16 protein-coding genes and 1 pseudogene are annotated in these 19,279 nt (G+C 65.0%); 10 read left to right on the top strand and 7 right to left on the bottom strand.

Going from position 1 to position 19,279, the window contains the following annotated elements; translation table 11 throughout:
* Nucleotides 1–83: 83 nt before the first annotated feature.
* The gene (locus MKAN_RS15425) at nt 84–632 is read left to right on the top strand and encodes a TetR/AcrR family transcriptional regulator (RefSeq protein ID WP_023369557.1); all 549 of its coding nucleotides are present in this window, start codon (nt 84–86) and stop codon (nt 630–632) included.
* A 15-nt stretch (nt 633–647) separates the two neighbouring features.
* Here MKAN_RS15425 and MKAN_RS15420 read toward each other — a convergent pair whose 3' ends face one another.
* Nucleotides 648–1,988: an FAD-binding oxidoreductase gene (locus MKAN_RS15420; protein WP_036395066.1), complete on the bottom strand. Its 1,341-nt coding sequence runs from the start codon at nt 1,986–1,988 to the stop codon at nt 648–650.
* Nucleotides 1,989–2,120: 132 nt separating this feature from the next.
* On the opposite strand from MKAN_RS15420, the gene MKAN_RS15415 reads away from it, so the two are divergent.
* From MKAN_RS15415 to MKAN_RS15390, 6 genes are all read left to right on the top strand, one after another.
* Nucleotides 2,121–3,023 carry an alpha/beta hydrolase gene (locus MKAN_RS15415; protein WP_023369553.1) on the top strand — a complete coding sequence of 301 codons (903 nt, stop codon included), beginning with the start codon at nt 2,121–2,123 and terminating at the stop codon, nt 3,021–3,023.
* A gap of 134 nt (nt 3,024–3,157) precedes the next feature.
* Entirely contained in the window at nt 3,158–4,666 is a 1,509-nt protein-coding gene (locus MKAN_RS15410; protein ID WP_023369551.1) for a PE family protein, read from the top strand.
* Between the two features lie 174 nt (nt 4,667–4,840).
* Nucleotides 4,841–6,322, top strand: a complete 1,482-nt coding sequence (locus MKAN_RS15405; protein WP_023369549.1) for a PE family protein — start codon at nt 4,841–4,843, stop codon at nt 6,320–6,322.
* Nucleotides 6,323–6,458: 136 nt separating this feature from the next.
* Nucleotides 6,459–7,928 carry a PE family protein gene (locus tag MKAN_RS15400; RefSeq protein WP_023369547.1) on the top strand — a complete coding sequence of 490 codons (1,470 nt, stop codon included), beginning with the start codon at nt 6,459–6,461 and terminating at the stop codon, nt 7,926–7,928.
* 351 nt (nt 7,929–8,279) lie between these two features.
* A complete protein-coding gene (locus tag MKAN_RS15395) occupies nt 8,280–9,815 on the top strand; it encodes a PE family protein (protein WP_023369544.1) in 1,536 nt (511 codons plus the stop codon).
* 78 nt (nt 9,816–9,893) lie between these two features.
* Nucleotides 9,894–11,381 (top strand): PE family protein, encoded by a 1,488-nt coding sequence (locus MKAN_RS15390; protein ID WP_023369542.1) that lies wholly within the window; start codon nt 9,894–9,896, stop codon nt 11,379–11,381.
* A gap of 23 nt (nt 11,382–11,404) precedes the next feature.
* Here the strand turns inward: MKAN_RS15390 and MKAN_RS15385 are convergent, their stop codons facing one another.
* Nucleotides 11,405–12,037: a TetR/AcrR family transcriptional regulator gene (locus MKAN_RS15385; RefSeq protein ID WP_371686004.1), complete on the bottom strand. Its 633-nt coding sequence runs from the start codon at nt 12,035–12,037 to the stop codon at nt 11,405–11,407.
* A 172-nt stretch (nt 12,038–12,209) separates the two neighbouring features.
* Between MKAN_RS15385 and MKAN_RS30540 the strand changes: the two genes are divergently transcribed.
* The gene (locus MKAN_RS30540) at nt 12,210–12,335 is read left to right on the top strand and encodes a hypothetical protein (protein ID WP_023369539.1); all 126 of its coding nucleotides are present in this window, start codon (nt 12,210–12,212) and stop codon (nt 12,333–12,335) included.
* 282 nt (nt 12,336–12,617) lie between these two features.
* Nucleotides 12,618–14,081, top strand: coding sequence for a PE family protein (locus MKAN_RS15380; protein ID WP_023369537.1), 1,464 nt, complete (start codon nt 12,618–12,620; stop codon nt 14,079–14,081).
* Nucleotides 14,082–14,119: 38 nt separating this feature from the next.
* Here the strand turns inward: MKAN_RS15380 and MKAN_RS15375 are convergent, their stop codons facing one another.
* The 4 genes from MKAN_RS15375 to MKAN_RS15360 all read right to left on the bottom strand — a co-directional run bounded on the left by MKAN_RS15375 (nt 14,120) and on the right by MKAN_RS15360 (nt 17,717).
* Nucleotides 14,120–15,544 carry an NAD(P)(+) transhydrogenase (Re/Si-specific) subunit beta gene (locus MKAN_RS15375; protein ID WP_023369535.1) on the bottom strand — a complete coding sequence of 475 codons (1,425 nt, stop codon included), beginning with the start codon at nt 15,542–15,544 and terminating at the stop codon, nt 14,120–14,122.
* Nucleotides 15,541–15,879 carry an NAD(P) transhydrogenase subunit alpha part 2 gene (locus MKAN_RS15370; protein WP_023369532.1) on the bottom strand — a complete coding sequence of 113 codons (339 nt, stop codon included), beginning with the start codon at nt 15,877–15,879 and terminating at the stop codon, nt 15,541–15,543. Before MKAN_RS15370 ends, MKAN_RS15375 begins: the two co-directional genes overlap by 4 nt.
* A 2-nt stretch (nt 15,880–15,881) precedes the next feature.
* Nucleotides 15,882–16,991, bottom strand: coding sequence for a Re/Si-specific NAD(P)(+) transhydrogenase subunit alpha (locus MKAN_RS15365; protein ID WP_023369530.1), 1,110 nt, complete (start codon nt 16,989–16,991; stop codon nt 15,882–15,884).
* Nucleotides 16,992–17,255: 264 nt separating this feature from the next.
* A complete protein-coding gene (locus MKAN_RS15360; protein ID WP_023369529.1) occupies nt 17,256–17,717 on the bottom strand; it encodes a nuclear transport factor 2 family protein in 462 nt (153 codons plus the stop codon).
* Here MKAN_RS15360 and MKAN_RS33040 point away from each other — a divergent pair.
* Nucleotides 17,716–17,913: pseudogene (locus MKAN_RS33040) on the top strand (hypothetical protein); the annotation flags it as partial. The gene MKAN_RS15360 and the pseudogene MKAN_RS33040 sit on opposite strands and share 2 nt — an antisense overlap.
* Before the next feature lie 85 nt (nt 17,914–17,998).
* On the opposite strand, the gene MKAN_RS15355 reads toward MKAN_RS33040, so the two are convergent.
* Nucleotides 17,999–19,216, bottom strand: a complete 1,218-nt coding sequence (locus MKAN_RS15355; protein ID WP_023369527.1) for a PPE family protein — start codon at nt 19,214–19,216, stop codon at nt 17,999–18,001.
* Nucleotides 19,217–19,279: the final 63 nt, after the last annotated feature.

Genomic DNA, 19,279 nt, shown 5'->3' with positions numbered 1-19,279 from the left:
CCGGCTCCGGCCTCCGGCCGGTTGCCGTGGGCGCGGCGGTGAATCACCGTGACACTTACCCAAGGCTTTGTAAAGTTTGAGACATGAGCCAGGCGTTTGGGGCAACAGCAGCGACCGAGACCGACAATTCGACGCGTCAGCGGATCCTGGCGGCCACCGCGGAGGTACTCGGCCGCAGCGGCAAGACCAAGCTCAGCCTCTCGGAGGTCGCGGCCCAGGCCGGCGTATCGCGTCCGACCCTCTACCGCTGGTTCGCTTCCAAAGAGGAGTTGCTCGCCACATTTTCGCGCTACGAGCGCCAGAACTTCGAAAGCGGGCTGGCCGACGCGACGGCCGGCCTCAAAGGCGTCGAAAGGCTGGATGCCGCGCTGCGTTTCATCGTCGACTACCAGTACTCCTACTCGGGCGTCCGGATGGTCGATATCGAACCGGAGTTGGTCATCGCGCAGATGTCCGGTGTCATACCCGAGATGCGTGACGGCTTGCAGCGGCTGCTTCCGGGCCCCAATGCCGCGGTGAAGGCAGCGACGGCAATCCGAGTCGCGATCTCGCACTACATCGTTCGAAGTGACGACGCCGATCAGTTCCTGGCTCAGCTGCGCCATGCCGTCGGAATCAAGGGAGCCGAATGAGGGCCAACCGCGCCTCTATTCGAACAACACCGCCGCATTGAGGTAGCCGGTCGGGTCCAGCGCAGCCTTGATAGTTCGCATGACGGCGATGTCGGTGGGCTCCCGGGACATCCCCAGGTACCGGCGCTTGCGGCTGCCGACGCCGTGCTCGGAGCTGACGTTGCCACCGCACTCGGCGATCAGTCCCATCAGCTCCGGATACAGCGCAGGTTCGCGATCCGGCGGCAACCGCAGCACGTTGAGGTGCAGGTTGCCCTCGCCGATGTGGCCGAACAGGACCGGCAGCGCGTCGGCGACATGGGCGTGGACCAGACTGGCCGCGTCCCGGGCGAATCTGCCGATCGCCGGCAACGGTAGCGAAACGTCGACCTTCAACGGTGGCCCATAGCCGCCCAGCACCTCGGCCAACGCTTCCCGGGTACGCCACAATCGTTGCCGCGCAGCGCTATCCACGCCGACTGCCGGTTCGCCGCGGAACCGCATCCCGCCGAGCAGCCCGGCCAGCCGATCGGTCTGATCGTGGTCGGCTGCCAGTTCCACCAGCAGCAGCCAGTCTCCCTCGACGGGAGCGGCCAGCCCCAGCTGCTCGCGAGTCAGCGCGGCCGCGCGGCCATCGATCAATTCCAGTGCCGCGATTCCGTCCGCGTCGCGCAACACCCGTCCGGCGGCGACCAGCGCGTCGAGGTCGGAGAAGCCACAGATCGCCGTCACCCGATGCGATGGAGCCGGATGCAACCGCAGATCCAGCTGGGTGATGACGCCCAACGTGCCTTCGGCGCCGACGAACAGCGCCGGCAGGTCGTAGCCGGTGTTGTCGCGGCGCACCCGGCTGTGCCGGTGCAGCACCGAGCCGTCGGGCAGCGCCACGTCCAGGCCCACCAGCTGCTCGCTCATGTTGCCGTAGCGCACCGTACGCAGGCCACCGGCGTTGGTGGCGGCCATCCCGCCGACGGTCGCGGAATCGCGAGCCGACAGGTCGACGCCGAACACCAGGCCCGCCGCCGTCGCGGCGCGCTGCACCGCCGCCAGCGTGGCCCCGGCGCCCGCCACGACACGGCGTTCGAGGACGTCGACATCGCCCACCGCACAAAGTCTTTCGGTGGACAGCAGCACGTCGTCGTGTTGCGGAACGGTGCCGGCCACCAGGGAGGTGCGACCGCCTTGCACGGTGACATAGGCCCCGGCGTCCCGGCACACCCGCAGCACCTCGGCGACCTGCTCGGCGGAGCCTGGCCGCACCAGCGCACTGGCCCGTCCCCGATAGCGGCCGGTGTGGTCCACGCTGCGCGCGGCGAGCACGTCGGCGTCGGTGACGACGTGGTGCGAACCGACCACATTCGCCAGGCCGCGCAGCATGCTCACGACCGTTGGTGCGGCGCGTGGGCGACGCGGATCGCCATGGCTGTCCTCCGTCGAGCTGCGATGTTGTAGCGTTTCCAGACCGTAGTCCATCATCCGGCGGGCTCCGAACATCCCGATGGAGCGGCTGTGCCCGAACGCGAACCCGAACGCGAGGACGTCTATTTCACCTCGGGTGCCGACCGGATCAGCGCGTGGCTCTACCGTCCCACCGGCAGCGGCCCGTCTCCCCTGCTGGTCATGGCACACGGTCTCGGTGCGGTGCGCACCATGCGATTGGACGCCTACGCCCAACGGTTTTGTGCGGCCGGATACGCCTGTCTGGTGTTCGACTACCGCAACTTCGGCGACAGCGAGGGGCAGCCCCGCCAGCTGCTCGACATCGGCATGGAACTGGCGGACTGGCGGGCCGCGGTGACCTACGCGCGTACCCTGGACGGTATCGACCACAGCCGAATCGCCTTGTGGGGCACATCTTTTGGAGGTGGTCATGTGATTGCGACGGCCGCCCGGATGCCGGGCATCGCCGCCGCCGTCGCACAGTGCCCGTTCACCGACGGCATCGCCTCCGTCCGCGCGATCAACCCGGGGACTGTCGCACGCCTCACCGCACTGGCGATACGCGACGTCGTCGGCGCCCTGGCCGGACGGCCCCCGGTGCTCGTCCCCACGGTCGGCAAGCCCGGCGAGGTTGCAGTGATGACCGCCGCGGACGCCTACGAGGGCTATCTCAAGCTGGTGCCCGAGGGTGTGGAGTTGCGCAACGAGATCGCCGCCCGGATCGCCATGCGGGTCCTCACCTACCGCCCGGGCCGGCTGGCCGCGAAGGTCCGCTGCCCCATCCTGTTCTGCGTCTGCCAGACCGACTCGGTGGCACCCGCCGGCCCAACCCTGCGTTACGCCGCAAGAGCTCCCCGCGGTGAGGTCAAGCTGTATCCCGAGGGGCATTTCGCCATCTACGTCGACGACGCGTTCGAGCGCGCCGTCGCCGACCAGATCGCGTTCCTGGACAAGCATCTGAAAAGCGGCTAGTCCCGGCCGGCCGATACGGGCAAACGCCAGACTTCCCGGCGTGACCGCTCTACCCTCTGTAATTACCCAATACCCGCGGTTGCGGCTAGTTGCGGCGGGACAGGGCGGGGCCCGTTGCCGGGAAGGACGGGGAGATGTCGTATGTGTTTGCTGCCCCCGAGTTGTTGGCGTCAGCAGCCGCCGATGTTGACGGCATCGCCGCGGCGATAGGCGCGGCCAGCGTGGCGGCCGCCGGACCGACGTCCAATCTGCTGGCGGCGGCCGGTGATGAGGTTTCGGCGGCTACGGCGGCGCTGTTCAATGCCTACGCGCAGGAGTACCAGGCGGTCGTCAGGCAGGCTGCGGCGTTTCAGCAGGAGTTCACCCGGACACTGGCCGTCGCGGCGGGTGCCTACGCCCAGGCCGAAGCCGCCAACGCGGCTTTGCTGAACGGGGCGTTGAACGGGGCGCTGTCGAATGCGCGCACCGCGGTCACCGCACCGATCCAGTCACTGTTGACCAGCGCGGGGGTCGGCACCGGCGGACCCAGCGCGCTGACGGCGGTTCCGGCCGCGGCCTCCCAAATCGCGCTGATCATGGGCGGCACCGGAAACCCCGACCCCGACCCCAAATACCTCAATCGAATCAACGTCAAATACATTCAGCACCTCTTCCCCGGGGCCATCCCGAAGGCGCTCTTCACCCCCGAGCAGTTCTGGCCGGTTACCCCCCAACTCGGCAACATGACGTTCAACCAGTCCGTCGCCCAGGGTGTGACGGCGCTGAACAATGCCATCAATGCCCAAATTGCACTGGGAAACAAGGTCGTCGCGTTCGGCTATTCGCAAAGCGCCACCATAGTCAACAACGAGATCAACGCCCTCATATCCGCGGGCGCACCCCATGCCAACGACATCTCCTTTGTCATGATCGGCAATCCCAACACCCCCGACGGCGGAATACTGTCGCGATTCCCCGGCTTCTATATCCCGTTCCTTGATGTGCCGTTCAACGGCGCGACGCCGCCGAACAGTCCTTATGCGACAACCATCTACACCGCCCAGTACGACGGCATCGCCAACGCGCCGCGCTATCCGCTCAACATCCTGTCGGACATCAACGCCTTCATGGGCTACTTCTATGTCCACAACACCTATCCGACGCTCTCGGCCAGCGAGATCGCCAACGCGGTACCCCTGCCGACCTCTCCGGGCTACGCCGGCAACACCCAGTACTACATGCTGCTGACTCAGGATCTACCGCTGGTCCAGCCGATTCGCGACATTCCCTACGCCGGACCACCGATCGCCGACCTTTTCCAGCCGCAGTTGCGCGTACTCGTCGACCTGGGCTACGCCGACTACGGACCGAACTACGCAAATGTTCCCACCCCGGCCGGGCTGCTCTCGATCCCCAACCCGTTTGCCGTCGGCTACTACCTGGCCCTGGGCAGCCTGCAGGCGCCCTACGCCGCCGCGGTGGAAATCGGGGTGGAAGCCGGATTCTGGGGCCCGGAGTGGTTCCCCCAGGCCTATCCGTGGATTCCGTCCATCAATCCGGGCCTGCATTTCTATATCGGCCAGCCCGAGGTGACATTGCTGTCGCTGGCGAGCGGGGGCCTCGGGTCGCTGCTGCATCTGATTCCGCCGCCCGTCTTCCCATGAGACGACGGCGCATGACCCGGTCGCCACGAGTTCGGGAGTTCGGGTCCGCCGGAAACGTGGAATCGCCGGACTTCCCGGCGGGACCGCTTTAGTCTCAGCTCATACCTGATACCCGCAGTCGCAGGCCCTTTCCGTGATCGACCGGAAAGCGCCCGGTATGCAAAGGACTTAGCGATGTCGTATTTGCTCACTGCGCCAGAAATGGTGTCGGCGGCCGCCACTGATCTGGACGGGATCGCGGCTGCGCTGTACGCGGCGAACGCGGCCGCGGCCGGCCCCACGACCGGATTGCTGGCGGCGGCCGAAGACGAAGTATCGAGGGCTGTCGCGACTCTGTTTGGCGCCTTCGGTCAGGAGTATCAGGCTGTCGTCACCCACGCCGCCGCGTTTCACACCGAGTTCACCCGGGCACTGGCCGCGGCGGCGAGCGCGTACGCACAAGCCGAGGCCACCGCGTCGAACGCGCTGAGCGCATTCGGCACGCAAGTCCAGACCCTGTTGACCCCGCTGCTTCCCAACGGCGGCGCCGGTGCCATCAACCCGCCGTCGATAACCAGCCTCGGCACGCAGGTCGCCTTCATCATGGGCGGCACCGGCATCCCGGACCCCGACGCGATGTATGTGACAGGCGCTCAGACGCTGTTCATCCAGCCCCGTTTCCCGGGTTACCTATCGAATGCCCTGCACACGCCCGAGCAGTTCTGGCCCACGACCCCGAATCTCGGCAACCTGACGTTCGGCCGGTCCGTGGCCGAGGGTGTGGCCATTTTGAGCAACGCGCTCACTACGCAACTCAGCACCGCGGGCAACAGCGCCGTGGTTTACGGCTACTCGCAGAGCGCCGCGATTGCCACCATCGAAATACGCCATTTGATGGCCCAAGTCACCCCGCCGAGTCCCAGCGACCTGGGCTTCGTGCTGACCGGTAACCCGAACAATCCCAACGGCGGCGTCCTGCAACGCTTCACCGGCCTGTACGTGCCGGTTCTGGATGTGCTGTTCAACGGCGCGACGCCGCCGGATTCGCCCTACCCGACTGTCATCTACACCAACCAGTACGACGGCACCGGCAACTTCCCGCAATACCCGCTCAATCTCTTGGCGGACCTGAACGCCGTGATCGGAATAGTCGACGGTACGCATTACTACGTCGGCTTGCCGCCGGACCAGGTTGCCAACGCTGTGCACCTACCGACTTCCCCGGGCTACAGCGGCAACACCGAGTACTTCCTGGGCCTCACTCAGAAGCTGCCGCTGACCAGCCTTATTCGTCCGATTCCCTATGTGGGGACGCCACTTGCCGAGCTGGTCCAGCCGGACCTGCGGGTGCTCGTCGATTTGGGTTACTCCGACTACGGGCCGGGCCTGAGCTATGCGGACATTCCCACCCCGGCCTCTTTCCTGTCGGTTCCCAACCCGTTCGCCGTCAGCTACTACCTGGCCAAGGGCGCCGTGCAGGGAGTCCAGAGCAGCATGGTGAGCCTTGGGTGGTTGCCGCCGTCCTACATACCCACTGGGTATCCGTACGCTCCGTCGGTGGCCCCGGGTCTGAACTTCTTTGTGGGTCAGCCGAGCGTGACCGGCCTGTCCCTGCTGACCGGTGCCCTGGGCACCGCGGCCAAAGATCTGGGATGGATTCCGCCGTGGTGGGATTGATTCCTCTCATGCCGGGGCTTGCGCGTTGCTAAAATCACACTCTCGCTGACCATGTGAAACCCGCCGTTTTCCAGCGTAAGGAAAGCCTGCTCGTTACCCCTTGGAGAACGCCGGGATCGTCAGGGGAGGACGCGCAATGACGCACTTAATCGCTGCGCCCGAAATGATGGTGTCGGCGGCTACGAATGCGGTGAAGATTGGTTCGGCAATCAGCGCGGCCGGCGCGGCCGCAGCGGGGTCGACGACCAATGTGCTGGCGGCCGCTGCCGACGAGGTATCGGCGGCCATCGCCAAACTCTTCGGCACATACGGCCAGGAGCTTCAGGCGGCCCTCACCCAAGCCGCCGCATTTCACGACGAGTTCGTCCAAGCGCTGGCTGGTGCGGCAACCACCTACGCGCAAGCCGAGGCCGCCAACACGTGCGCGGTGTCCAATGCCTTCAACGCACTTCTCGCTCCGATCGAGAATTTGCTGGCACCGCCGCCCGTCAACGGTGCCACGACACCGACTCCGTCGGCTCCGCTACCCCTTGGCTCGACAGTGGCGCTCATCATGGGCGGAACGTTTGACCCTCAGCCGTTCCCCGTCTACGTGACGACCATCAATGGTGCCTACATCCAATTCCTCTTTCCTGGCGCAAACGCGGCGGGCTTGACCTACCCCGCGCAGTTCTGGCCGCTCACATTGAATCTCGGGAACTTGACGATCAACGAGTCCATCGCCCAAGGCGTTGTTGATCTCAACAACGCGATCACTTCGCAGTTGAACGCGAGCCACAACGTCATTGATTTCGGTTTCTCGCAAAGCTCCGTAGTTGCCACAAATGAAATGTATGCGCTCATGAACCTACCCCCTGGCCAGCGTCCCGATCCCAGCCAACTTTCATTCGTGCTGGCCGGTAATCCCGCCACCCCGAACGGGGGCATCTTTACCCGCTTCCCGGGTTTCCACATCCCCGTCTTGGACTTAACATTCACTCCGGACACCCCGCCGAATTCCCCCTACCCGACCAAGATTTTTGCGACCCAATACGACCCAACCAGCGACTTCCCGCAGTTCCCTCTCAACTTCCTGGCGGACCTCAATGCGATCATGAGCACCGGCCAACACGATTTGTATCCAAACCTCGATCCCAATGATGCGGTAGCGTTGCCGACATCTCCCGGCTATAACGGCAACACCCAGTACTACATGTTTATGACGCGAAACTTGCCGTTGCTTGAACCGCTTCGCGCCATCCCGTTTATAGGTCGCCCGCTCGCCGACCTCATTCAGCCGGATCTGCGGGTGCTGGTCGACTTGGGTTACACCGACTGGGGATCCGGCCAGGACTATGCCAACATTGCCACCCCAGCCAGCCTGTTCGGAATACCCGACCCTCTCGTCGTCGGCACCGACCTGGCCAGAGGCGCCGTGGAGGGAACTCAGGCCGCGCTGGTGGACATTGGACTGTTGCCGCAGTCCGCACTGCCGAATGCCTATCCATATCTTCCATCACTCGACACGAACCTGAATTTCTTCCTGGGCCAGCCGACTGATACGACGATATCTCTGTTCACCCGCGCCGTCGGGCCCCTGCTGGATTTGATTCCACCTATTTACTGACCAGTTTTGAGTCCCGATCCCGCACAGGATAACCGCGGGAGTCATCACATCCACCTAAGGAAGGCCGCAGCGGCAGATGCCGGAACGTAACCGCAGCCCTGCCTGAAACCTACCCCTAGGTTCCATCGGTTTGGCTCCTGGCATCCCTTGCTCAACTGGCCAGCCTAAGTGACCCAGCGGTTCGTCGGGTGGCGCCCACAGGGTTTCGCGCTGCGGTTGATTCCGCCCATGCCGAGGCTTGCGCCTTGCTAAAATCGCAAACCTGCTGATCAGTTGAAACCCCTGTTTTCCAGTGCAGGAAAGCTTGCTTGGCCCCCTGGAAGACACCGGATCGTCAGGGGAGGACGTGCAATGACGCACTTAATCGCTGCGCCCGAAATGATGGTGTCGGCGGCTACAAGTGCGGTGAAAATTGGTTCGTCAATCAGCGCGGCCGGTGCGGCCGCAGCGGGATCGACGACCAATGTACTGGCGGCCGCTGCCGACGAGGTATCGGCGGCCATCGCCAAACTCTTCGGCACATACGGCCAGCAGCTTCAGGCGGCCCTCACCCAAGCCACCGCGTTTCACGACGAGTTCGTCCAGACGCTGGCCGGTGCGGCAACCACCTACGCGCAAGCCGAGGCCGCCAATGCCGCCGCGGTGGCCAACGCTCTCGGCGGACTCAACGCGCAGGTCCAGAGCCTGCTTGCGCCGGCGGTCGGCAACGCCACCACCGCGCCGACAGTGATGGCTGCCGCGGCACCCGCCGCCTCGGCGGTGGCGCTGGTCATGGGCGGAACGTTCGACCCGGAGCCCTTCCCCCTCTACGTTTCACTGATCAACAGTTCCTACATCAAGCCCTTCTTCCCCGGCGCAAACCCGACGGGCGTGAGTTACCCCGCACAGCTGTGGCCGCTCACCATATTCCAGGGCAACCTGACGCTCAACGAGTCCGTCGCCCAAGGCATGACGGATCTGACTAATGCGATCTATTCTCAGATCGGCGCGGGAAATACCGTCGTCAATTTCGGGTTCTCGCAAAGCGCTGTGGTTTCCACCAACGTGATTACCCAACTGATGGCCCTGCCCCCTGGCATGCGGCCCGACCCCAGCCAGCTGTCGTTCGTGCTCGCCGGTAATCCCGCAACGCCCAACGGGGGCTTCTTCACCCGATTTCCAGGCATTACCATCCCCTGGTTGGACATAACGTTCACCGAAGCGACCCCGCCGGATTCTCCCTACCCGACCACCATTTACGCCACCCAATACGACCCGGCCAGCGACTTCCCGCGCTACCCGCTCAATTTGTTGGCCGACCTCAACGCGCTAATGAGCACCGGGCGACACGAGTTGTACCCAAATCTCGACGTTAACGACGCGGTACCGTTGCCGACGTCTCCGGGGTATAACGGCAACACCCAGTACTACATGTTCATGACCAAAGATCTGCCGTTGCTCGACCCGCTTCGCGCCATCCCCTTTGTGGGTGAGCCGCTCGCCGAGCTCATCCAGCCCGATCTGCGGGTGCTGGTCGATTTGGGCTACTCCGATTGGGGAAACGGCCAGGACTACGCGAATGTGGTGACCCCAGCCAGCCTGTTTTCCATCCCCGACCCCTTCGTCGTCGGCCGAGAGCTGGTCGATGGCACCGTCAAGGGTGTCCAAGCCTCACTCGTGGAACTAGGCGTATTGCCGCAATCCGCACTGCCGAACGAATACCCATACCTTCCGGACTTGGACACCGACGTGAATTTCTACGTGGGCCAGCCAACCGTGACGGACATATCTGTGCTTACTCGCGCCGTCGGGCCGCTGCTGGACATGATTCCGCCTATCCACCACAACCCTCTGCTGACGCCATTGGCACTTCCGTTGATTCCGCTAATCCTTCCGTTGCTCCAGTAGCGCAGCTCAGGTGTAAGCCGAGAACTCCTGCTGGCGCCGGCCAGGGCAGGCCCGTTGGGAAGACAGGACAGACAGGCGATGTCGCACGTGCTGACCGCCCCCGAGATGGTGGCGACCGCGGCCACGGACGTAGCGGGCATCCGATCGGCGATCAGCATGGCCAATGCGGCTGCGGCAGCACCGGTCTCGGGAGTGCTCGCCGCCGCCGGCGACGAGGTGTCGACGGCCATTGCCAGGCTATTCAGCGCGTACGGGCTCGAGTATCAGGCCGTCATGGAGCAGGCGGCAGCATTTCATGCGGATTTCACCGCGGCGCTGGCCGCGGCGGCCAGTGCGTACGCGGAAGCCGAGGCGGCCGGTGCAGCCTTGCTGTCCAGGGCCTCGAACGGACTCGGCGCTGTCAACGCGCCGATCCGCACGCTGTTGGGGTCGACGCCGGCGGGCACCGGATCCTCCGGTGCATTGGCTTCGATGATGAAGCTGGCTGCCGTGGACCCGCTGACGGCGCTGATCATGGGCGGTACCGACAATCCCCTGCCCGATCCCGCCTATGTGACGGCCATCAACAACGCCTACATCCAGCCCCGCTTCCCGGGAGCTGTGCCGCAAGGCCTGTTCACGCCCGAGCAGTTCTGGCCGATTACCGGCACCCTGACGTTCGGCCAGTCCGTCGCTCAGGGGGTCACACTGCTGAACAGTGAGATCGACCATCAGATCAACACTCTCGGTAACAGTGTCGTCGTCTTCGGCTATTCGCAGAGCGCCGCGATCGCCACCAACGAAATCAACGCCCTTATGGCCGCCGGTGCGCCGTACACCGGCCAGCTGTCGTTCGTGCTGGCCAGCAATCCCAACAACCCTGACGGGGGTATCCTCGCGCGGTTCCCGGGTTTCTACATCCCGTTCCTGGACGTGCCGTTTACCGGCGCGACGCCGCCGAACAGCCCCTACCCGACCTCCATGTACACAATCCAGTACGAGGGTGTCGCCAACGCGCCGCAATACCCGCTGCACGTCCTCTCGGACGTCAACGCCGTCATGGGCTACTTCTATCTGCACGACACGTACCAACATCTGACGGCCGCCCAAGTCGGAGGTGCTTTACCGTTGCCGACGTCTCCGGGCTATACCGGCAACACCCAGTACTACATGTTGTTGACCCAGAACCTGCCGCTGGTGCAGCCGATTCGCGACATCCCGTATCTGGGTCCACCGCTTGCCGACTTGATCCAGCCCGACCTGCGGGTGCTGGTCGACCTGGGCTACGGCAACATCGGCGTCGGCGCCGACTATGCCAACGTTCCCACACCTGCCCGGCTGGTCCAGCTGATCGACCCGTTCAGTGTCGGCTTCAATCTGGCCAAGGGCGCGGTGCAAGGACCGCAAGCGGCGCTGGTGGACATCGGGCTGTTGCCGTCGTCCTACCTTCCGGACACCTATCCGTACGTTCCGTCGCTGAATCCGGGCCTGTCGGTGAGCTTCGGCCAGCCCAGCGTGACGGGCCTGTCGGTGCTGAGCTGCACGCTCGGGTCGATACTGCACCTGATCCCGCCGGTGAATCCCTAACGACCGACGGTATCGCCGCTAGGCTAGGGCCCCAGCGGAGAATTCCTGCGGATCGACTCGTCGCGAATCAGTCCGCGCAGCAGCGCGGTGCTGAATTCGGCCGCGATCTCCTTGGCGGTGCGGCGGCCGCTCGGCCGCAGCCAGCGGTAGCTGCCCAGCGTCATCCCGATGTAGCCCAGCGCCACCACATGGGAGTCGCATTCGTAGAACTCGCCGCTGGCGATCCCGCGGTCGATGAGGCCGTGGACGTGCTCGTAGACCTGGGCTTCCTTCTCGCGAACCTCCGCCACCTGTTCGCTGGTGAACCATTCGGTGATGTAGGGCTGCTCCTGGAAGTACACCGCGGCCCGTTCCGGATTGCGCGCAATGCCGGTGAGCAGCCGCACGGTGTACTGGTAGAGCGCTTCGCGCGCCGTCCAGGACGGGTCGTCGTGCACGGCGGCCAGCGTGCCCTCGGCGGCTTGACGATAGATGTCGAACAGGATCAGCGCCTTACTGGCGTAGTAGTGGTACACCGTCGCCTTGTTCAGCCCGATCACGTCGGCGACGTCATCCATCCGGGTGCCGTGATAACCGCGGGCAGCAAACAGCTTCGTGGCAACGGCGAGCAACTCCTCACGGCGCGAAAGCCCGTTCTCGGACGGCATTTGTGGCATCGGTTCTCGCTATCTCGCTGCCCGCGGGGCTCGGCGCCCCGAATCAAGGCTTGACCAATCAACTGGTTGGACAGTTTAGGCAGGGCCGGCACCGCCTGTCGCACCGACGCGGATCCGACTAGACTCCTGGGGGACCAAGTCGCGAGTCGATAGCGAGTCGAGAGGTGCAGTAATGGATCCAAGTCCTGACTACGACGTGAGCGACGAAATCGAGTTCTTTTTCAACTACCTGACTTGGGGCATCCGCGGGGTCGAGGACGGCAACGGCTATCCGCCGCCGGCCTACCCGCCCGTTTAGATATCCAGCGCCACCGGCGCCACCAACGAAACCGACAAGCTCCATCGCGGCTCGGTCGCGGCTGGCTAGCCCTGTGTTGGCGACCTGCCGTTTGTGGCGATTGGTGATCCCCAACCGGCCGCGATCGCTATATTTGGGCCCGCGGAAGCTGGATTGGCCAAAATGCCGGACGTCCCCTGCAGGACTCTTTTAGGCTCTGGGCAACCTCTCTTGGGCTGGCCGCGCTTGGGAAGGTCGGTCCCGATTGACGGGTAATGGCCTCGGTGTCGGACAGGAGACGAGATGCCCAGTGTGATCGCGGTCCCGGAGATGCTGGCCGCGGCGGCCGCCGGCGTGGATGGGATCGGTTCGGCGGTCAGCGCGGCCGGCACCGCCGCTGCGGGTCCAACGGCCCATGTGCTCGCGGCGGCCGGCGATGAGGTGTCGGCGGCGGCCGCAGCGCTGTTTCGCGCATACGCCCACGATTGTCAGGCGGTCCTGAACCAGGCCGAGGCCTTCCACAGCGAATTCACCCAGGCCCTGGCCGCTGCTGGGGCCGCGTACGCGCAGGCCGAGGCCGCCAACACCGCGGCCATGGCGGGGGCACTTGACACGCTCGGCGCGCCGGTCCAAGCCCTGCTGGGACTGGGCAACACCGGGCCTGGCGGCGCCGTTACCACGCCGACTTCGACCGTGATGCTGTCCGGCAACCCGGTCACGGCGTTGATCATGGGCGGCACCGGGTATCCGACCTTTCCCGCGCCTGTCTTGGCGGCCCTTGACAGCGCGTACATCCAGCCCATCTTCGGGCCCAACAATCCGGTCGCCCAGTACACGCCCGAGCAGTGGTGGCCGTTTATCGGGCACCTGTCACTCGACCAGTCCATCGCCCAGGGCGTCACATTGCTGAACAACGGAATCAACACGGAACTACAAAATGGGCATGACGTCGTCGTTTTTGGCTACTCGCAAAGCGCCGCGGTAGCCACCAATGAGATACGCGCGCTGATGGCCCTACCACCCGGCCAACAGCCAGACCCCAGCCGGCTGGCTTTCATGATGATCGGCAATATCAACAATCCCAACGGCGGCATTCTGGAGCGTTACACCGGCCTTTACATCCCGTTCATGGATGTGTCGTTCGACGGTGCGACGCCACCGAATTCTCCTTACCAGACCTACATCTACACCGGCCAATACGACGGTTATGCCCACAACCCGCAATACCCGCTCAATATCTTGTCCGACATCAACGCCTTTATGGGCATCAGATTGGTCCACAACGCGTATCCCGTCACGGCCGCCGACGTTGCGAATGCCGTGCCATTGCCGACCTCCCCGGGCTACACCGGCAATACCCATTACTACATGTTTTTGACCCAGGACCTCCCGTTGCTGCAACCCCTTCGCGACATTCCCTTTATCGGGCCTCCACTCGCCAACCTGATCCAGCCGGACCTACGGGTGTTGGTCGATTTGGGTTACGGCTACGGCTACGCGGATGTGCCCACCCCCGCCAGCCTGTTCGCCCCCGTCAACCCGTTCACAGTGATCTCCCACCTGGCGACTGGGGCAGTGCAAGGCCCCCAAGCCGCGCTAGTAGACATCGGGGTGTTACCGCAGTCCTCGCTGCCTGACACTTACCCCTATGTCCCGTCGGCGAATCCCGGCCTGGTCTTCAACTTCGGCCAATCGAGTGTGACAGAGCTGTCGTTACTGAGTGGCGCACTTGGGTCCATAGCGCGATTGATTCCGCCTGTCATTTAAGGCAGCCGCGCGCCGGCATCAGCCAACCGGGTACCCGGCTATAGGGCCTTGAGCTCCTCGGTGACCTCGGACACCGATTTCTTTGCGTCCCCGAACAGCATCGTGGTGCCCTCGGCGTAGAACAGCGGGTTGTCGATGCCGGCGAAACCCGAGTTCATCGATCGCTTGAGCACGATCACCGACTTGGCCTTGTCGACGTTGAGGATCGGCATGCCATAGATCGGACTGGATGTTTCGTTGCGGGCCGCCGGATTGGTGACGTCGTTGGCGCCGATGACGATCGCGACGTCGGTGCGGGCGAACTCGTCGTTGATGTCGTCCATGTCCTTCATCGCGTCGTAGTCGACTTCGGCCTCGGCCAGCAGCACATTCATGTGCCCGGGCATGCGACCGGCCACCGGGTGGATGGCGTATTTGACCGTCACACCCTTGTCCTCGAGCAACGACGCCATGTCCTTGACGGCATGCTGTGCCTGCGCCACGGCCAGCCCATAGCCCGGCACCACGATGACCTGGTTGGCGTAGGCCATCTGAATCGCAGCGTCGGCCGCCGACGTGGCCTTGACGTGCTTGTCGCCGCCCCCGTCGCCGCTGGGGGCCACGCCGCCGCCCCCGAAACCGCCCGCGACGATGGCCGGGATCGAGCGGTTCATCGCCTTGGCCATCAGGTTGGTCAGGATGGAGCCGGATGCGCCGACGATCATGCCGGCCACGATCATCGCGGTGTTGTTCAGCGCCAATCCGGCCGCCGCGGCGGACAGCCCGGTCATGGCGTTGAGCATCGAGATGACCACCGGCATGTCGGCACCACCGATCGGTAGCACCACCATCAAGCCCAGCACACCGGCTGCGGCCAGCAGACCGATCATCCACCACAGCGACGCTCCGCCGCTGCCCGGATGTGCGCCCAGCCCGATCACCACCGCGGCCGCGACAGCCCCGGCCAGCAGCAGCAAGTTGACCGGCTGCTGCGCCTTGCCAAGACCGATCGGGCGGCCGGAGATGATCTCCTGCAGCTTGCCGAACGCGATGATCGATCCCCAGAACGAGATCGATCCGATGATGGCGGCGAACAGCGAGGCCACCACGATGTGCACGGTGGGCGACTCGCCGTGGCGGAACGCGGAAAACCCGCTGGTCTGGATGAATTCCGAGAGCGCGATCAGGGCGACCGTCCCACCGCCGACGCCGTTGAAGAACGCCACCAGCTGCGGCATGGCGGTCATCTTGGTCAGCCGCGCCGGCGGCACACCGAGCACGACGCCCACCACGAGGCCCGCGATGATCAGCGGCCACTGGCTGGTGTGCCGGATCATCACCAGGGTGGCCGCCACGGCGATCGTCATACCGACCGCGGCGATCAGGTTCCCGCGCACCGCCGTCTTGGGTCCGGTCAGGCCCATCAGGCCGTAGATGAACAGCGAGAACGAGACGATATAGAGACCGATCACCAAGTACGTCATTTGGCTGCCGGCTCCTCTTTCTTTGCGGCTTTCGTTGCGGCCTGCGGCTTCTTGCCCTTGAACATGCCGAGCATCCGGTCGGTGACGATGAAGCCGCCGATGACGTTCAACGTGCCGAACACCACCGCGACGAACAGGATGATCTGCACCGCGATCGACGGGTTCTCGACCCGCCCGAACACCACCAGCGCCCCGAGCACCACGATCCCGTGGATCGCGTTGGTTCCCGACATCAGCGGGGTGTGCAATGTATTGGGCACTTTGGAAATCACCGCGAATCCGACGAACCCGGACAGCACCAGGATCGCCAGGTTCTCCAACAGTTGGTCGTACATCGCTAGGAGGCCTTTCCGTCCTGGGTGCGGGTCACACACGATTCCGCGATGACCTCGTCGTCGAAGTCGGGGGCCAGCTTGCCGTCCTTGACCAGGAGCTCGAGCAGGGCCGTGATGTTCTTGCTGTAAAGCTCACTGGCGTGCTCGGGCATGGTCGCCGGCAGATTCAGCGGCGAGGCGATGGTGACGCCGTGCTTGACCACCGTCTTGCCCGGTTCGGTCAATTCGCAGTTGCCGCCGGTCTCGCCGGCCAGGTCCACCACCACGCTGCCGGGCTTCATAGCTTCCACGGCGGCAGCGGTCACGAGCCGCGGCGCCGGCCGGCCCGGGACCAGCGCGGTGGTGATGACCACGTCGAAGCCGCTGATCGCCACTTCCAGAGCCTTCTGTTGCTGGGCACGTTCCTCGTCGGTCAGCTCGCGGGCGTATCCGCCCTCGCCCGAGGCCGTGACTCCGACGTCGAGCCACTGCGCACCCACCGAGCGCACCTGGTCGGCGACTTCTGGACGCACGTCGTAGCCGGTGGTGCGTGCCCCCAACCGCTTGGCGGTCGCCAGGGCCTGCAAGCCTGCCACGCCTACACCCAGCACCAGCACCGTGGCCGGCTTCACCGTTCCCGCCGCGGTGGTCAGCATCGGGAAGAACCGGGTCGACTCCGATGCGGCAAGCAGCACCGCCTTGTAGCCGGCGACGTTGGCCTGCGACGACAGCGCATCCATGACCTGGGCCCGGGAGATGCGCGGAATGGCTTCGAGAGCGAAGGCCTCCACGCCGGCTTGCTTGAGCGCACCGATCGAGTTGTCGGCGTTGCGCGGGGCCAGGAAACCGATCAGGGTTTGCCCGCTGTGCAGCCGGCCGACCTCCTCGGTGGTCGGCGGCGCGACCTTGACGACGACGTCGGCAGCCCACGCGTCTCCGACGGTGGCGCCCGCGTCGGTGTAGAGCTCGTCGGGTAGCAGCGCCCGCTGACCGGCACCGGACTCGACCACGACAGCGACACCGCTGTTCACCAGCGCGGCGACCGCTTTGGGTACCAGCGCAACGCGCCGTTCGTCGGGCCGTGACTCGGCCACCACCCCGACCCTGATGGTGTGGGTCTGCGCATCTGTCATGGCGCGTACATCTACTTTCCTCATACTTTCTAGTACGTTCTAGTACGTTCTAGTACGTTCCTGCGCGATGGATATGCCGCCGGCTAGGCCGCGCGCCTGGCTACCATAACGCGTGCCGGGTTCACCACCGATTTGTGACCGTTCACGTCGAGGTGCCGGCAACCCTCAGCACACTGGTTGATGGTTCGCCGCTCGATGCCAATCCGGTAGCCGCCGGGCTGTTGTGGCGACACAAAGTGAGGTTGTGTGGAGCGGCGGCGGGCCTCACCAGAGCGGGATGTCCTGAATGTGCTCGGAGGCCGGTCGCGGACCGAACCAGCGCCGCTCGGATTCGGCGATTCGCACGTCGTTGATGCTTGCCTCGCGGCGCGCCATCAGCCCCGACGGGGTGAATTCCCACAGCTCGTTGCCGTAGCTGCGATACCACTGACCGGTGTGGTCGCGGCACTCGTACTGGAACCGCACCGCGATGCGGTTGTCGTGGAAGTCCCACAAGCTCTTGCGCAGCGTGTAGTCGAGCTCGCGCTGCCACTTGCGGGTCAGAAAGGCCACGATCTGGTCCCTGCCCACGATGTGCTCGTCGCGGTTTCGCCATTGCGAGTCGACGGTGTAGGCCAGGCTGACGTGGTGCGGGTCGCGAGTGTTCCAGGCGTCCTCTGCGGCCTGGACCTTCTGGGTTGCCGTTTCGACGGTGAACGGCGGAAACGGGGGGCGGCTGTCGGTCATGCACTACATCGTCGCCATCGTCGCCCTGCTGCGCTTGCGCGCGGGTACTTTGCCCAAGGCCCGCAGACCGCGGACAACGCGGTCCTGCGGTGCGCTCCGGAGACGTTTCGTGGCGCTGCCGGGAGTCGGTCCAATGCCGCATGTCGTTGTGATCCCCGATGTCGTGTCCCGGGCGGCAACGGATTTGGCGCACATAGGTTCCCCACTTCGCGCGGCGACTGCGGCAGCAGCGGCGCCGACGAGGTGTCGGCCGCGGTCGCCGGCCTGTTTGCGTCAGTGCGCTAGCCACCAGCGGGCGGACGGGCCACCACCGTGGGCCGGAATCCGTATTGCGGCAGCGAACGACCCGGCCCCTGGCCGTTGCCGCTCAACACCCCGCCTAAGGGCATCTCCGGTAGACCGGACTCGACCGGCGGCGTGGTCATCGGGGTAGCGACCGACATGGCGGCCAGCCGGCCGGTGGTCGGGCCGACCGCGGTCCAGGTCGGCGGAACCGAGAGCGGCCCGATTGCGGCCGCTCTGCCCAAAGCAGCCGACACCATGTCGGCGTTAGCGCCCCAGGCCCGCAAGCGCGCCGGGTTCTCGGAGGGCCCGGCGAGGACGCCCGCAGCCCCGCTGGCGCCCGCATCAGCAGCGTGATCAGCGGCGGCCGCACCACCGAGGAAGCCGAGAAAAGGCGCGAGTGTGTTGCTCGGCATATAGAACCCGGAAGAAAATATCGTGTTCCAGATATTGGCATCGGGGCCCCAGTTGTTCCAGAACCTTTTGAGCCACCCAGACCCGCTCAACAGGTCGTCAATCCGCGATCGGCGTGCGGGAAACCGAGCGTGGGCCGCCGGTGATGAGAATTCCCGCAGCGCAGCCGGCAACGCGGAAGTCAGGCGCGCGAGCATGGCGTGCTCAGCGCCGGCTTTGCCGGCGGCTTCGGCAACCATAGCGGACCGCAGCGTCGAGCCGCTCGGGTTGGTGATGGGTCGCAACCACATGAACGGGGTGAGTGTGGCGGCTTCGGCCGATAAGGCGGCATAGCTATACATCGCGGTGGCGTTTTGAGCCCACATGTCGGCATATTGCGCCTCGAGGACGGCGATGGCCGGGGTGTGCTGACCGAACAGGTTGGTGACCGACAGTGCAATCCGACGGGCACGGTTGGTCCTGATTATCGACGGCGGCACCGTTTGGGTGAGCACGTCGTCGTAAGCAGCCGCGGCGGCGTCAGCCTGCACGGCGGTCTGCCGAGCGTGGTCTGCGGTAGCGCTAATCCACTTCCGATAGGGCTCGGCCGCAGCTGCCATTGACACCGACGCCGGACCGCGCCATTCGTCGTCGACCAGCGCGGAGACAGTGGAGCCGAAGGCCAGCGCGTGACTACTTAGCTCGTGAGCCAGCCCCTTCCAGGCCAGCGCAGCGGCCCGCAGCGGCGCCGCACCCGCACCGGAGCGCAATCGGGCCGAGGTGATTTCGGGCGGCAACCGAGCGAAATCGACTAGTGCATTCACCGCGTCCGCCTTTTAGTGCTGCTTGCAACAGTATCTATGGCATAACTTAAGCAAGGTCACCCT

The organism is Mycobacterium kansasii ATCC 12478, from assembly GCF_000157895.3.
GTDB classification, from domain to species: domain Bacteria; phylum Actinomycetota; class Actinomycetes; order Mycobacteriales; family Mycobacteriaceae; genus Mycobacterium; species Mycobacterium kansasii.
This window is presented reverse-complemented; position numbering and strand designations above follow the sequence as displayed.